13 protein-coding genes are annotated in these 13,535 nt (G+C 73.7%); 1 reads left to right on the top strand and 12 read right to left on the bottom strand.

Features of this window, described 5'->3' with window-relative positions; genetic code table 11:
• Window positions 1–23: 23 nt before the first annotated feature.
• The 3 genes from ACZ619_RS40740 to ACZ619_RS40730 form a co-directional block, all read right to left on the bottom strand.
• Complete coding sequence (locus ACZ619_RS40740) at window positions 24–1,028, bottom strand: prepilin peptidase (RefSeq protein WP_469610504.1); 1,005 nt, start codon at window positions 1,026–1,028, stop codon at window positions 24–26.
• Complete coding sequence (locus tag ACZ619_RS40735) at window positions 1,025–4,015, bottom strand: BTAD domain-containing putative transcriptional regulator (protein WP_469610501.1); 2,991 nt, start codon at window positions 4,013–4,015, stop codon at window positions 1,025–1,027. The genes ACZ619_RS40740 and ACZ619_RS40735 overlap by 4 nt, the downstream gene beginning before the upstream one ends.
• 218 nt (window positions 4,016–4,233) lie before the next feature.
• Window positions 4,234–4,584, bottom strand: a complete 351-nt coding sequence (locus ACZ619_RS40730) for an SsgA family sporulation/cell division regulator (protein WP_469610499.1) — start codon at window positions 4,582–4,584, stop codon at window positions 4,234–4,236.
• A gap of 194 nt (window positions 4,585–4,778) precedes the next feature.
• Between ACZ619_RS40730 and ACZ619_RS40725 the strand changes: the two genes are divergently transcribed.
• Window positions 4,779–6,293, top strand: a complete 1,515-nt coding sequence (locus tag ACZ619_RS40725; RefSeq protein ID WP_469610498.1) for a sigma-70 family RNA polymerase sigma factor — start codon at window positions 4,779–4,781, stop codon at window positions 6,291–6,293.
• Window positions 6,294–6,619: 326 nt separating this feature from the next.
• Here the strand turns inward: ACZ619_RS40725 and ACZ619_RS40720 are convergent, their stop codons facing one another.
• The 9 genes from ACZ619_RS40720 to ACZ619_RS40680 form a co-directional block, all read right to left on the bottom strand.
• Window positions 6,620–7,081 (bottom strand): TadE/TadG family type IV pilus assembly protein, encoded by a 462-nt coding sequence (locus tag ACZ619_RS40720; protein ID WP_469610496.1) that lies wholly within the window; start codon window positions 7,079–7,081, stop codon window positions 6,620–6,622.
• Window positions 7,078–7,542: a TadE/TadG family type IV pilus assembly protein gene (locus ACZ619_RS40715; RefSeq protein WP_469610493.1), complete on the bottom strand. Its 465-nt coding sequence runs from the start codon at window positions 7,540–7,542 to the stop codon at window positions 7,078–7,080. Before ACZ619_RS40715 ends, ACZ619_RS40720 begins: the two co-directional genes overlap by 4 nt.
• Window positions 7,543–8,001, bottom strand: coding sequence for a TadE family protein (locus tag ACZ619_RS40710; RefSeq protein WP_469610490.1), 459 nt, complete (start codon window positions 7,999–8,001; stop codon window positions 7,543–7,545).
• Window positions 8,002–8,041: 40 nt separating this feature from the next.
• On the bottom strand, window positions 8,042–8,293 hold the full coding sequence (locus ACZ619_RS40705) for a hypothetical protein (RefSeq protein WP_469610488.1): 252 nt from the start codon (window positions 8,291–8,293) through the stop codon (window positions 8,042–8,044).
• A gap of 69 nt (window positions 8,294–8,362) precedes the next feature.
• The gene (locus tag ACZ619_RS40700; RefSeq protein WP_469610485.1) at window positions 8,363–9,286 is read right to left on the bottom strand and encodes a type II secretion system F family protein; all 924 of its coding nucleotides are present in this window, start codon (window positions 9,284–9,286) and stop codon (window positions 8,363–8,365) included.
• Window positions 9,283–10,257, bottom strand: coding sequence for a type II secretion system F family protein (locus tag ACZ619_RS40695; protein ID WP_469610607.1), 975 nt, complete (start codon window positions 10,255–10,257; stop codon window positions 9,283–9,285). The genes ACZ619_RS40700 and ACZ619_RS40695 overlap by 4 nt, the downstream gene beginning before the upstream one ends.
• Window positions 10,258–10,287: 30 nt before the next feature.
• Entirely contained in the window at window positions 10,288–11,595 is a 1,308-nt protein-coding gene (locus tag ACZ619_RS40690) for a CpaF family protein (RefSeq protein WP_469610482.1), read from the bottom strand.
• The gene (locus ACZ619_RS40685) at window positions 11,592–12,431 is read right to left on the bottom strand and encodes a hypothetical protein (RefSeq protein ID WP_469610480.1); all 840 of its coding nucleotides are present in this window, start codon (window positions 12,429–12,431) and stop codon (window positions 11,592–11,594) included. Before ACZ619_RS40685 ends, ACZ619_RS40690 begins: the two co-directional genes overlap by 4 nt.
• Before the next feature lie 16 nt (window positions 12,432–12,447).
• A complete protein-coding gene (locus ACZ619_RS40680) occupies window positions 12,448–13,179 on the bottom strand; it encodes an SAF domain-containing protein (RefSeq protein ID WP_469610477.1) in 732 nt (243 codons plus the stop codon).
• Window positions 13,180–13,535: the final 356 nt, after the last annotated feature.

Raw genomic sequence — 13,535 nt, 5'->3', positions numbered from 1 at the left:
ACCGCCTTTCGGACGGCCCGGCCTCAGGCCGTGTAGGCGCCCACCAGCAGTCCCGCGAACGCGCCCGCGATCAGGAACGGCCCGAACGCGATCGCCGTCTTGCGCCCGGCCCGGCCTACGGCGACCAGCGCGCCGCCGTAGAGCGCGCCCAGCAGGAAGCCGGCGAAGGTGCCGAGGAGCACGGTGGGCCAGCCGTACCAGCCGAGGACGGCGCCGGCGCCGAGGGCGAGCTTCACGTCGCCGAAGCCCATGCCACCGGGGTTGACGAGGAAGAGCAGGAAGTAGCCGGCGCCGAGGGCGAGGGCCGCGTAGAGGGAGGTGGGCCAGTGGCCGGCGTGCTCGGGGAGCAGGGCGGCGGCGCCCAGGAGCGCGAGGGCCGCCGCGGCGAAGGGGAGGGTGAGGGGGTCGGGCAGCCGCTGCACCCGGAAGTCGACGACGGCGAGGAGTACGCCGACGGGGGCCAGGAGCAGCCAGACGGCGAGCTCCGGTCGGGTGCCGGTGGCGAGGGCGAGGACCGCGCAGACGAGGGCGGTGGCGAGAGCGAGGGGGAGGGCGAGGGGGAGGGTGGCCGGGGTGCGGACGGGGGCGGGTGCGGGTGCGGCGGGTGCGGGTGCGGGTCCGTGGGTGGTTGCGGATCCGTGGGTGGTTGCGGCTTCGGGTTTCCCGCCCGTACCACCCGTGCGGCTTTCGTCGTCGGGTGCGGGTGGCCCCGGTGGGGCGGCCTCGCCGTCGGCGGCCACCGGTTCAGCGCCTTCGCCGTCTTCGCCGTCTTCGCCGTCCTCGCCGTCCTCGCCGTCCTCGCCGTCCTCGCCGTCCTCGCCGTCCGTGCCGTCGGAGGCGGTCGGGCAGGCGGTGCAGGGGGTGGTGCCCAGCCAGCCGACGAGGGGGTGGCCCGCCGGGCAGGTCGTACGCCAGTCCTCGCCCGCCGGTACCGAGAAGCGGTACGCGGCCCGGGGCAGCAGGGCGCCGGCCGCCGCGCCCCAGAGGGCGGCGACGGCCGGGAGGGCCACGTCCAGGGCGGTCGTCATCCCGTCGCGGTGGCGCCGTCGCGCCAGGTCGGGAGGAGTTCGTCGAGGAGGGCCTCGGTACGCGGCGGCAGGCCGCGCGCCCCGCTGCGGGTGACGAGGTCGGCGGCGAGGGCGCGGACCCGGTCCGGGTCGCCGGTGGCGTGGGTGGCGCGCAGCAGCTCGTTCCACAGGCGCTCGTCCGCCGGAGCGGTCCGCAGGGCCGCGCCGAGCGCCTCGATCGCCCTCTCCGCGCGGTCCTTCTCCAGGTGGAACGCGGACAGCGCGAGACCGATGTCGGCGACGAGCAGCGGCAGCTGGGCGTCGATGATCTCGTGGGTGAGCCAGCGGTAGCGGCCCTCCGCGCGGTCGGCGAGCAGCGGGCCGCGCACCAGCACGAGCGCGTCGGTGAGGAGCCGCCCGCGGACCGCGCGGCTGTCGACGCCCTTGCCCTGCGTGGCCTCGTGGTAGAGGGAGCGCAGCACGTCCAGGTCGGACACGACGGACTTGGCGAGCGTGAGCCGCCCGGCGGAGTCGGCGCGCAGCCGCTGGCCGCCGTCCGGGTCGGTGCCCAGCCAGGTCCGCAGCCGGTCCAGGAGGGCGTCGCGGACGTCCTCCGTCACCCCGCGCGGCCACAGCGCGGACGACAGCACGCGCGGGTGCACGCCCTCCCGGTGCAGCAGGAGCAGCGCGAGCGCCTCGTGGAGCAGGGCGCTGCGCTCGCCGTCGGGATGGTCCAGGCCGATGATCTCGTACGGTCCGACCAGCCGCGCGTACACCGCGGGACGGCCCTGCTCGCTGATGTCGACGAGGAACGGCGGGGCGTTGGTCGGCCCGTCCGGGTCCCGCTCGGGGTCGGCCTCGACGAAGAGTTCGACGACCGCGCGCTGCTGCACGACGGGCAGCTGCTGGGCCTGGAGTTCGAGGCCGAGGAGCGGGGCGAGGAGCCTGCCGTCCGGGGTGATCTCCATCGCCCAGGCGGCGCCGGGCAGGTCCGTGCTCTCGGTGCCGACCAGGTAGCCGATGCCCAGCCGGCCCGCGTCGGCGGCGAGTTCGGCGAGCCGCACCGCGTCCTCGGCGGACGGCTGGGCGGCGAGCAGCACCAGGTTCGGCGCCCAGCGGGTGTGCTGGGCCGGACCGGTGCGGCCGGTGAGGACGGAGTCGTGCCCGGCGGCGCCCAGGGCACCGCGCCGCTGCCGGGTCTCGGCCTCCATCGTCTCGAACAGCGCGTCCACGTCGTCGAGGTGGCGCAGCCGGTTGGGGGCGAGCGCGGTGAGGTCGGCGCCGAACCCGACGAGGGTGATGGTCATACGGTCCGACCAGCCGTTGGTGGCGAGTTCGGCGGCGACGGAGGCGAACACGGCGGCCCGGTCGGCCTCGCGGCCGCTCAGCGAGACGATGCCGGGCACGGCCTCCAGGTTGAGCAGCAGCCGGGAGTCGTCCATGGTGCCGAGGCTGACCAGGCCGGGGTACGGGGCGGCGGCGTCGGTGTCCTCGCAGCGCTCGGCGTCCGCGCGGGACAGGGTCCAGAACGTCTGGTCCTGGCCGAGCTGCCAGGGCGCCGGGGGCTTGCCGGCCGGCTGGGCGAGCTGGAGGTGCAGATCGCCGTGGCCGAGCCAGGCCGCGTAGACGACGGGCAGCGAACGGGACTCGGCGGTGAGCGACGCGGCCAGGGCGCGCAGCGACCGGTCGAGCTGCCGTACGCCCTCCGGGTCCGCGCCGACCAGCAGCGCGTCCTGGACGTCCTGGGCGTCGCCGGTCGGGGTCGGGGGTTCCATGCCGCGCCGGCCGCCGACGGCGCCGAGCGCCGACTGCCACAGGGCCTGGCGGCGCCGGCGGCCGAGGGCGGCGAGCAGGCCGGCGGCGAGGAGCGGCGCGCCGAGCAGGGACTCGGGGAGGCCGAAGGAGTGGCCGGCGGAGTGGGCGGCCGACCGGCCGGTGGAGCCGGCGGACTCCTGCGGCTGTGCCGCGGGGGTGCCCAGGTCACCGGCGGGGCGCTGGGCGGGCACGGTGATCCGGGCCGTGGCGCCGTCCTGGTCCGCGTGCTGCCCGCCGCCCTGCTGCTGGTTCTGGTGCTGGGCGTGGTCGCCGGTCCGGGCGTAGTCGCCGATCTGCTCCCGGACCTCCGGGGAGACGTGCGCGTCGGGGTTCTCGACGAGTTCGCCGCCGTGCGCGTCGCCGGGCATCTCCATGATCCAGCCGGGGCGGATGAGGCTGGCCTCGGAGAGGCGGGAGCCGTCGGGCTGGACACGGTCCTTGTTGAGCTCGTAGATCTCCTTGTACCGGCGGCCGTCGCCGAGGTGGCGCTGCGCTATCTCCCACAGGGAGTCGTGGTGGCGGCCCTCGGGCGGCTGGATCCGGTAGTACTTCGTGGTGCCGTGGGCGGCGGTGGAGCCGTGCTCGGCCCGGGCCGCGACATGGCCGGCCTGTTCGGCGAGGGCGGCGGCGGTGCTCCTGGCCTGCTCCTGCTGCTGGGCGAGGATGCCGGGGGTCGCCTGGGCGGTGGCGACCGTGCCCCTCTGGTTGCCCTCCAGGCTGTGGCCGAGCTGCGAGAGCCCCGGGGTGAAGCTGGCGGCGGTGGCGCCGACGAGCAGCAGCGCGGCGACGAGCTGGCGGGCGAGCAGCTGGCTGGGGCCGGCGCCGGGGACGCGGCTGGGCAGGCCGACGCCGGAGACGGCGGCCTTGACCTCCACGAGCACGCAGGCGGTGAACTGGGCCCAGGCCAGCCAGACGACGACCGTCAGCGCGTTCAGGAACGTCTCGACGCCGATCGGCTGCGACAGCCAGTCCATGGTGGGCGCGCTGTGCGGCAGCGGCCAGCCGACGGTCACGGCGAGGGCGCCGGGGACGCCGACCACGAGCACGAGCAGCGCCACGAAGGCGAGGAACGCCTTGACGACGTCCCCGAACGAACGCCGCCGCATCCGCACCGGCTGCGGGGTCCGGTTGCGCGGACCCGACGGAGTGCCCGTCGGTCTTCCCGTCGAGCCTGATGTGCTGCGTCGCGCCATGGCGGGTGTCCCGGGGTCGTGTGCGGAAGGAGTGGGCCGGGGGCACGTCGAGCCAGCCGAGGTCCCCCTCACGATCCTATTGACTGGCACCGACAGCGTCGAAGGGGAAGAACGACCAACAGCCGCCCGTTTCCTCCCGTTTCACCAAGACCCGCACCATAGGCCGGAGTTACCGCGCACCGACCCTCCACACACCCCGCACAACCGGCCCCGGCCCGTCAGCCGCCGACCCGCAGCGAGGACAGCAGGAAGCGGGTGAGGGCGGAGGTCGGGAAGGTGATCGCCGCCACGCCCTCCGCCGCGCGGAGTTCGACGACCGTGCGGGCGGTGCCGTAGGGGCGCACGTGGACGTTGCCGAGCGCGGCCGGGCCCGCCAGGCCCTCCTCCAGCAGGGTCCGCGCGAAGGACCAGGTGACCTCCTCGCCGTCCAGCGAGATCCACGGCGGGAAGACGAAGTGCACGGCCTGCGGGTCGGCCGAGGTGTACCGGAGGGTCGCGGGGACCGCCACCTCCTGCTCGTCGGCGGTGAGCAGGCGGGCACCGGTGGGCTGTTCGAGGGTGATGGGCACGGTTCGTCTCCGGGGTGCGCTGGTGGGCCGTCGACAGTGAGAGCCGCGGGCGGCGGTTTGATTACGCGGGAAACACAAGTGAGTTGAGTGACTTGTGTCACCTTCGAGCTCTCCTGAACCTGTGCTTGAAAGTTTCGCCATCTAGCCTGGCACCCCTTCCCCCGCCGCAAGGCCGGCAACTGGAGCGTTCCGCCATGCCCGACGGTTCCTCTGCAGCGATCAGCACCAGCGACTACGCCCGGATCTACGAGGAACAGCAGCCGCGGCTCGTCGCGTACGCGCGTTCGCTCACCCGGAACGCCTGGCTGGCCGAGGACCTCGTGGCCGAGGCGCACTTCCGGGTGTGGCGCCGGCTGGCCGAGGGGCACGGGATCGACAACGTGTCGGCGTACCTGACGACGACCGTCCGGCATCTCGCCTACGCCGCGAGCGGCGCCGTCCGCGAGCTGCCCCGGGACCCGCATGCCGCCGACCCCGCCGAGGCCGGCCGGCACGGCGACGACCCCGCCGAACACGTCTCCTCCGTCGACCTGTTGGTGCGGGTGCTGGCCCAGCTGCCCGAGCGCTGGGTGAAGGCCCTCTGGCTGGCCGAGGCCGAGGGGCAGCCGCTGGCGCAGATCGGGCCGCAGCTCGGCACCAAGGAGGGCGCCACCGCCGTACTGCTGCACCGTGCCCGCGAAGGCATGCGGCAGGCCTTTCTGAACACTCAGACCGGCGCCCCGGACGACCCCGCCTGCCAGGTCCACTGGGGCCGGATGCCCGCGTACGTGCGCGGCGGCGCGACGGAACGCCAGTCCGACCGGCTGCTCGCCCACGTGGACGGCTGCGACGACTGCCGGAGCCGGCTCACCGCCCTGATGAGCGCCAACGACCGGCTCCCCGCACTCGTCGGGCCGGCCCTGCTGGTGTTCGCGGTGGGCGGTGCGGCGGGCCGCTTCCTGCTGACACTGACGGCGGCCACCGGCGCCGGGGCCGGGGCCGGGGCCGCAGGGGCCGGGGCCGGGGCAGCGGCGGGTCAGTCGGGCGGGGGGCTGCTGCACGGCCTGCGGCACGCCGTCACCGCCGGGGGCGCCAAAACCCCGGTCGTGGTCGCCGCCGGGGCGCTGGTGGCGGGGACGACCGCCCTGGTGCTCGTCCTCGGCACGGGCCAGACCCCGTCGGCACCGGCCCGGCGGACGCCCGTGGCCGACGCGCCGGGGGCGCGCATACCGGTGGGCGGGACACCGACGGCGGCGGTGAGCCCGACGGACCTGCCCTCCGCCCGGCCGGTGGCCGTGACGGCGGGAGGCGGCGAGGAGCCGCCCCCGGGAACGGCGACAGGGCCGTCCGGGGACGGGGACACGGCCGCATCTCCGTCGCCGTCGCCGTCGTCCGTGCCAGGCGGTCCGGGCGGGACGGACGGGACGGGCTCGGGGAGCGGTGGGGAGACCTCGGCCCCGCCCGCGACGCCCGAGCCGTCGGCGCCCGCCGGGTCCACTCCCCCGGCACAGCCGACCGCACCGGCTCCCCCGGCGGGGTCGCAGGACCCGACCCCGCCCACGGAGCCGACGGACCCGCCCGTCACCGAGGACCCGACGCCCGTGGAAAGCCCGCCCGCGGGGGAACCCACCCCGCCCACGGACGACTGCCCGCCGCAGCACGACCACGGCCACGGCCACGGGAACCCCGGTGGCCACGGACACGGCGGGGGTCGCGAGCACCGCCCCTGAGCGGGTCCGGCGAAGTCCACCACGGTCCGGCAGCGCCCGAGGCCGCCCGGACAACCGCGCGACCGACGACGACGGCACCCCAGCCGGCCAAAAGCAGTCGCACAGCCGACCGACACCAGCCCCGGCCCTTCCGACGGTGGTCCCGGCCTTCCCCAGTGGGGGTCCCAACCCTTGCCTGCCGCAGCCCCGCCCCGCCCCGCCCCGCCCCGCCCCGGCGACGATCCCGGCCTGCCCCGGCCGCAGCCCCGACCGACCTGGCGGCGATCCCGGCCTCCCCCAGCATCAGCCTGTTCCTGCCGCAGTCCCGGCCCACCCCAGCGGAGCGCCTAGCCGACCTCGTTGACCGCGGTCGCCTCGCCGTGGACGACGATGGCGCCGCCGTAGAACATCCCGGTGAAGACCGGCTGGTACGTCAGCTGGACCTCGACCTGGACCTGCTGGGCGTCGGCGGCGGTGCAGTGCGTGCCGGCGATGTCGGCCGCCGACATGTCCATCTCACGGGCGAAGGTCTTCACCCGGGCGTCGCAGTCCTGGTAGTTGATGGGCGCGGCGCCCTGGTTCTCGTAGAGCTTGTCCACGTCGATGTCCTGCGCCGCGTAACGGGCCGCCTGTTCCGCGATGTCGGCGGCGCGTTCGCGCTTGGAGATGGACAGCCCGCCGTCGATGACGAAGGCGGACAGCGACAGGAACACCAGGGCGAAGATGATGACCGCGCCGGCGCCCGAGCCGCGGTCGTCCAGGCGGAGCCGCCGTGCGGTCCACCAGGTGCGCAGCACGGCGATGCTCATGCCGCCCTCCGGAAGGGGTCGAGCGGTGAGGAGAAGCTCGCGGTGAGCGTCGTCGGGATGTCCAGGCCCAGCATGGCCAGGCCCCGCACCTCGCAGCTGACCTCGACCGTGAAGATGGTGTCGGGCTCGAAGCCCTGGCTGGTCTGGACGACGGAGACCGGGCCGGAGCAGACGTCCGACAGGTCGGCGTCCGCGGCCTTCTGGGCCTCCGACATGGCCGTGGCGTGGTCCTTCTGGATGGAGCCGGCGCGGGCCGCGTCGCGCGCGGCGCCGTCGATCGCGCCGCGTCCGTCGACGAGTTGGCCGAAGGCGACCAGGACCAGGATGAAGAGGATCATGACCGGCGCGAGGATGACGACCTCGACGGTCGACAACCCCCGGTCGTCCGAAGCCCCTTCACGGGCTCTCTTACGGGAGGCGTCACGGGAGGCGTCACGGGCCGCTCCGGGGCGGGCGGGCATCTAGTTGTCCTCCACGAAGCGTTCCACCGGTCCCGACGACTGCGCGTGCACCGTCAGGCCCAGGCCCGGGAAGACGGTCGGGATGCGCGCGGTGATCTCGACGCCGACCGTGTTCTGCTCCGGCTGGAGCGTCTTCACGTCGGGCGCCAGCACCAGTTGCGGCCCGAGCTGGCTGATGTAGGAGTCGACCACGTCGCGGGCCTCGCCGCGCCAGGCGCCGGGCTGCGCGTCGGCGGTGGCACGGGCCTTGCGGGCGCCGGCCTGGGCCGCCGCCTGGGCCACGTGGTCGGCGAAGAAGTACAGCGCGAACTGCACCGTCGCGAAGATCATGAAGAAGAGGACGGGGGTGAGCAGCACGAACTCGATGGCCGTCATGCCCGAGTCGCCCGAGTCCCCGCGCGCGGCGGCCGCCCGGCGGCGTATCCAGCCGCGCGGACCCCTGCCCACGCCCACAGACATCCCCGTCACCCCGTCACCCCGTTGTCGTACGTCCGCCCGTTCAGCAGGTCTTGCTCGCGCTGGCGCCCTTGATGCAGTCGCCGACCTTGTTGGCGCCGTCGCTGAGGGCGGCGTTGATGATGGCGGCCACGACGCCCACGATCGCCACGACGACCGCGGAGATGATGACCCACTCGACGGCGGAGGCGCCGCGGTCCAGCTCGCCGGAGCGGGCCCGCTCCACACGCGCCCGCAGGAAGGTGACCAGGAAGTCCATCGCCGGGATACCGGTGCTGAAGTTCCGTCCGTTCATGATGACTTGTCCTCTCGATACAGCAGTTGGCGAAGGTTCTCGAATCAGCTCATCCCGAAGCACAGAACATCAGCTCACCTGGAACACCCGCATCGCCGCCGGGAAGATCAGGAAAACCAGGAAGCCGGCGCACAGCAGCAGCTGGGCGACGAGCATCGACTGGGACTTCTCGCCCGCGCTGCCCTCGATCTCGGCCAGTTCGCGGTGGCGCATGGTCTCCGCGCGGGAGGCGAGGGACTCGCGGACCTTGGCGCCGTCGTCCGCGACCAGGGCCAGCGAGGCCGACAGGTCCTTCAGCTCCTCGACGCCCAGTTCCTCGCCGAGCGCGCCGAGCGCCTGCCACTGGCTGACGCCGGTGATCCGGGCGTCGGACAGGGCGTTGCGGATGCGCTGGTTGGCCCAGCCGTCGGAGACCTCGGCCGCCGCCATCAGGGCCTCGGGCAGGCCGCGGCCGCCGGCGAGGCTCATCGACACCAGGTCGAGGTAGGCGCCGATGACCCGCCTGAGGTCCCGGCGCTTGTCGGCCGCGTCCCGGCGTACCTCCAGGTCGGGCAGGAAGAAGAACAGGGCCGCGCAGGACAGGGCCAGCCAGACCGGGACGACCGGGCTGCGGCCGACGCCCAGCGTCCAGACCACGGCGAACAGGAACGGGCCGAAGATCAGGCCCGCGGCCGCCAGCAGCACCTTGGTCGCCAGGAACTTCTCCCAGCTGCGGTCCAGCACGGCGAGGTCGGCGCGGAGCGAGCGCTGCTCCCAGCCCTGCTGCCGGTAGAACTCGGCGACGCGCTCGCCGACTTCGGCGCGCAGCGTGCCGATCCGGCCGGCGTCCCGCGTCTGCCGCGCCGACTCGTACGCGGCACCGCGGGCCCGCATCGCGTCGATCCGGGCGACCTGGGCGACCGCGCTGCGCCTGGACGGCATCAGGGCGCGGATCAGGGCGTAGACGCCCAGGCCCAGGACCACACCGACGATGATCGGCATCGTGAGGCTCATCGGCGTACCCCTTCGTCAGCGGGAAGCTGTTGCTGACCCGGCTGGCCTGGCTGCCCGGGCTGGCCCGGTGCGTTGCGCGGCGGCCGGACGAACTGCACGGAGGACTGGTCGCGGATCAGGAACCGCTGCGGGGTCTCGATGGTGGACAGCTTGCGCAGCCACCAGAAGCCGAGCGCGAACAGGCCGCAGACCAGGGCGAGTACGAGCTGCCCGACCGCCGTGCCGTACGGCGACACGAAGTCGCGGTTGAAGACGGACAGACCGAGCACGAACGCGACCGACACGGCGACGACGATCTGCACCGACCGCCGGGTGGAGGCGCGTTGGGCCATCACGCGCTGGCGCATGTCGACCTCCTCGCGCGAGGACTTGGCGAGCGCGCCGAGCACCTGGCGCAGACCGGGGCCGCGCAGCCGGGCGTTGAGGATGAGCGCGGCCACGATGATGTCGGCGGACGCGTCGTCGATCTCGTCGGCGAGGTGCTGGAGCGCGTCGGGCAGCGGGGTGCGGGCGCGCAGCCGGTCGACGAGGGCGTCGAGGTGCGGCCGCAGGACCGGGGCCGCGGCCCGCGCCGACGCGGGGATGGCCTGCTCCAGGCCGACCGCGCCGGCGATCGTGTCGCGCAGCGACTCGGTCCAGGAGGCGAGCGCCTCCACGCGCTTCATCGCGGCCCGCTCCTCGGCGGCACCACCGAACAGCTTGTCCCAGAAGAAGACGAGGACACCGGCGGCGATGCCGGCCACCGCCCAGCGGGTCAGCAGCAGCACGACGAGGCCGACGATCGCGGCGAGCGAGCCGCGCTGACCGGCGAACCGGACCAGTTCGGCGGCCCGTTCGTTGGCGCGCTGCTTCTCGTGGTCGGGCTTGGCGGGCAGGCCGCGGACCGCCAGGATCAGCAGCGCGAGTCCGCCGCCGACGGCGATTCCGCAGCCGAGGGCGACGAGGACCGAGGTGGAGAAGAGCCCGCCCATGGAGCCCAGGGAGTCCAGGTTCATGTCACCTCACCCCCAGGCGCCTTGCGGCTGGTAGCCGTAGGCCATCAGGTCCTCCAGGCAGGATATGGGCGCGTGCGGGACGACCCGGCCGTCGGGCGTCTCCGCGAACACCTCGCTGGAGAGCACCCGGCCGTCGACGCCGTTGACCTCGCGGACCGAGGTGACCATGCGCTGGAGCCGGCCGCCGGTCTGGAAGTCGTTGCGCCGCTGGATGAAGACGACGAAGTTCACCGCGCCCGCGATCAGCATCTGGCTGGCCTCGATGGGCAGCCGTTCGGAGGCCTGGAGCGCGTAGGTCGAGATGCGGTTGAAGACCTCGCTGGAGCTGTTGGCGTGGATCGTGGACAGCGATCCGTCGTTGCCCTGCGACATCGCGTTGAGCATGGTGACGATCTCGTCGCCGAGAACCTCGCCGACGATGACCCGGGACGGGTTCATGCGCAGGGAGCGCCGGACGAGTTCGGCCATGGAGATGGCGCCCTGCCCCTCGGAGTTGGGCAGGCGTTCCTCGAACGCCACCACGTTGGGGTGCAGGTCGTGGAAGGTGTCGAGGCCCAGTTCCAGGGCCCGTTCGACGGTGATGAGCCGTTCGTAGGGCGGGATCTCGTTGGCGAGGGCGCGCAGCAGGGTGGTCTTGCCGGCGTTGGTGGCCCCCGCGATCATGATGTTCTTGCGGGCGCGGACGGCGCAGGCCATGAAGTGCGCGACCTCGGGCGACATGGTGCCGTTGCCGACGAGGTCGGAGATGAACACCTTGCCCATGCGGGCGCGCCGGATGGACAGCGCGGGCCGCCGGGCGACGTCCATGACGGCCGAGAGCCGGGAGCCGTCCGGCAGCCGCAGGTCGAGCTGCGGGTTCGCGGAGTCGAACGGCCGGGACGACAGGCCCGAGTACGCGCCGAGCACCTGGATCAGCTCGATGAGCTCCTCGTCCGTCTCCGCGACGGAATCGCCCTTGACCTCGCGCCCGTCGCTGTATCCGACGAACACCTGGTCGCAGCCGTTGATGTCGATGTTCTCGACGTCGGGGTCGTCGAGCAGCGGCTGGAGCCGGCCCACGCCGAACAGCGCGGCGTGCACGGCCGCCGCGTACTGCTCCTCGGTCTCCGCGTCCAGCGGGGTGCGCCCGGCGTTGATCTCCGCGCGGGCGTACTCCTCCAGGATCTGGGCTATGACCGCGCGGGCGTACTGCCGTTCGTCCTCGGTGGACATCGGCGTCACACCGGACGTCTGGTCCTGGCGCCGCTGCTCGGCGATCCGGTCGCCGGCGTCCTGCCGGAACCGCTTGACCAACTGGTGGTCGACAGCGGTCATCGGCCGGCCCCCGTGTGGGGCGCCTGCGTCGGTACGGCCCAGGAGGCGCCGTACTGCTGGTGGAGGTCGGCGGTGACCTTGCGGGCGGAGCGGATCAGCAGGGACTTGTCGAGGCGCCCGCGCCTGCGGCCGGCCAACTGGTCGGCGCCGGCCGGGTCGTCGGCGATGGTGCCGACCACACGGGCGCCGGTCTGGGCGTGCACGAGCATGTCGTTGACCTGGTTGACCAGCTTGCCTGCGCCGGCCGGGTCGGCGACCAGCACGACCCCGATCAGCGGGGTGGCGAGGGAGGCGGCGCCGCGCGGGCCGCCGTGCAGCCTCTGCGCGAGCGCGGCGGCACGGTCCCGGACCCGGGCGAGCGCCTCCGGCTCGGTGCGCGAGACGAGCAGCACCAGGGCGGCGTGCGGGAACAGCTCCACGGCCGGGGTGTCGCCGCTGATCCGGCCGCAGTCGGCGATGACGTCGGCCGGGGCGTTCGGGGAGTCGGCGAGGGAGGCGAAGGCGTGCCCGAGGGTGGGCCAGAGCCCGGCGAGGCCGGCGGCGTGCTCGGCGATCCCGAGCCCGACGAGCACCTCAAGGCCGCCGCTCAACGGCTGCACGTGGTCCCAGAGTTGGTCGGGCACCAGGCCGCGCCGCGCGGTGGCGGCTATGGACAGCATGCCGGTGTTCGGGTTCAGCGGTCCGCCGTGCGCGGCGGCGCTGCGGTAGACGAGGTCGCCGCCGGCCGGGTCGGCCTCGGCGAGCAGGACGCGGCGCGGCCAGACCGCGGCCAGCGCGACGGCCGCGGTGGTGACGCCGGGGGAACCCTTGTCGGCGGCGATTGCGATGAGCGCCATGGGTGTCGGCCGCCTTCTAGTTGCCGTTGCCGGGTACGAGGACCAGGGCGACCGAGCTCGACGCGGCGGCCTGGGCCAGCGCGGCGGCGTCGCCGCTGTCCACGGTGAGCGTCACGGCCAGGTTGGTGCTGCTGACGAACTCGCCGTCGCTCTTGCCGTCCGGCACGTAGCTGACCTTGGCGTCGCTGACGATCGGGGAGTCGCCGCCGGAGGACGAGGAGCTGTCGCCGGAGGAACCGCTGCCGGAGGAGCCGTTGGTGCTCACGCGGTAGGCGGCGACGACGTCACCGATCTTGAGGCCGGCCGGGTACTGGCCCTCCTTGAGGGAGAGTCCGACGGTGGCCTTGCCGGAGGGCAGGGTGCTCTCCTTGCCGAACATCTGCCCCATGACGACCGTGCCCTTGTAGATGGTCGTCTTGGCCTTGAAGGTCTTCAGGGTGCTGAGCTGGGACCACTTGACGTAGTTGATGCTGTCGTCGGCCGCGACCAGCACGGACGTCACGTTGCTGTCGGTCACCGCCTCGCCGGGCTGGATGTCGGCGGTCGCCTTGATGACCTCGATGCGGTTGCCGGCCTGCAGCACGAGCGTCGTCGCGCCCAGCGCGCCGAGCAGGATCAGCAGCACCGCGAGCGCGGCCAGCGCGGGCTTGCGCTCCCTGGGGGCCGTGGGAAGCCGGTCACCGACCGAAGGCTGAGCCGGACCGGCCGAACGACCGGCGCCCGCCCCCGTACGCTCCTGGATCTTCACGCAACCGCTCCCCGTTACAACCAGACTCTGTCTGTCAAGAACTCTGAAACTCTGTCAACGCCTCGAAAGCGGACACTCGACACCAACCGCCCGGACCCGGCCAAATACTCGGCAGCAGGGCGAGTGTCAAGCGATCGCACCGTATCAGCCGTACATAAGCCCCTCAAGGCACGCCCGGACACCTTGACCTCACCGAAATCGACGTTGCGATCTGCAACGACGGTGCCGCGTAAGCCGCTTGCCGAGACGGGGCCCCGACGACCCCCGTTATGTTCTTCGCGGCTCCGCAATGGGGCCGCTGGCCTCCGGGCCCGGCATGACTGTGTCCCCCTGTCGAACGGATGACCTGGGGGGTG

The organism is Streptomyces sp. NPDC104367 (genome assembly GCF_055583825.1).
This window is presented reverse-complemented; position numbering and strand designations above follow the sequence as displayed.

Excerpts from the sequence above, each read along its gene's own strand:
- ACZ619_RS40740 (WP_469610504.1), bottom strand. The coding sequence starts at position 1,028 with ATGACGACCGCCCTGGACGTGGCCCTCCCGGCCGTCGCCGCCCTCTGG.
- ACZ619_RS40735 (WP_469610501.1), bottom strand. The coding sequence starts at position 4,015 with ATGGCGCGACGCAGCACATCAGGCTCGACGGGAAGACCGACGGGCACT.
- ACZ619_RS40725 (WP_469610498.1), top strand. The coding sequence starts at position 4,779 with ATGCCCGACGGTTCCTCTGCAGCGATCAGCACCAGCGACTACGCCCGG.
- ACZ619_RS40720 (WP_469610496.1), bottom strand. The coding sequence starts at position 7,081 with ATGAGCATCGCCGTGCTGCGCACCTGGTGGACCGCACGGCGGCTCCGC.
- ACZ619_RS40715 (WP_469610493.1), bottom strand. The coding sequence starts at position 7,542 with ATGCCCGCCCGCCCCGGAGCGGCCCGTGACGCCTCCCGTGACGCCTCC.
- ACZ619_RS40710 (WP_469610490.1), bottom strand. The coding sequence starts at position 8,001 with ATGTCTGTGGGCGTGGGCAGGGGTCCGCGCGGCTGGATACGCCGCCGG.
- ACZ619_RS40705 (WP_469610488.1), bottom strand. The coding sequence starts at position 8,293 with ATGAACGGACGGAACTTCAGCACCGGTATCCCGGCGATGGACTTCCTG.
- ACZ619_RS40700 (WP_469610485.1), bottom strand. The coding sequence starts at position 9,286 with ATGAGCCTCACGATGCCGATCATCGTCGGTGTGGTCCTGGGCCTGGGC.
- ACZ619_RS40695 (WP_469610607.1), bottom strand. The coding sequence starts at position 10,257 with ATGGGCGGGCTCTTCTCCACCTCGGTCCTCGTCGCCCTCGGCTGCGGA.
- ACZ619_RS40690 (WP_469610482.1), bottom strand. The coding sequence starts at position 11,595 with ATGACCGCTGTCGACCACCAGTTGGTCAAGCGGTTCCGGCAGGACGCC.
- ACZ619_RS40685 (WP_469610480.1), bottom strand. The coding sequence starts at position 12,431 with ATGGCGCTCATCGCAATCGCCGCCGACAAGGGTTCCCCCGGCGTCACC.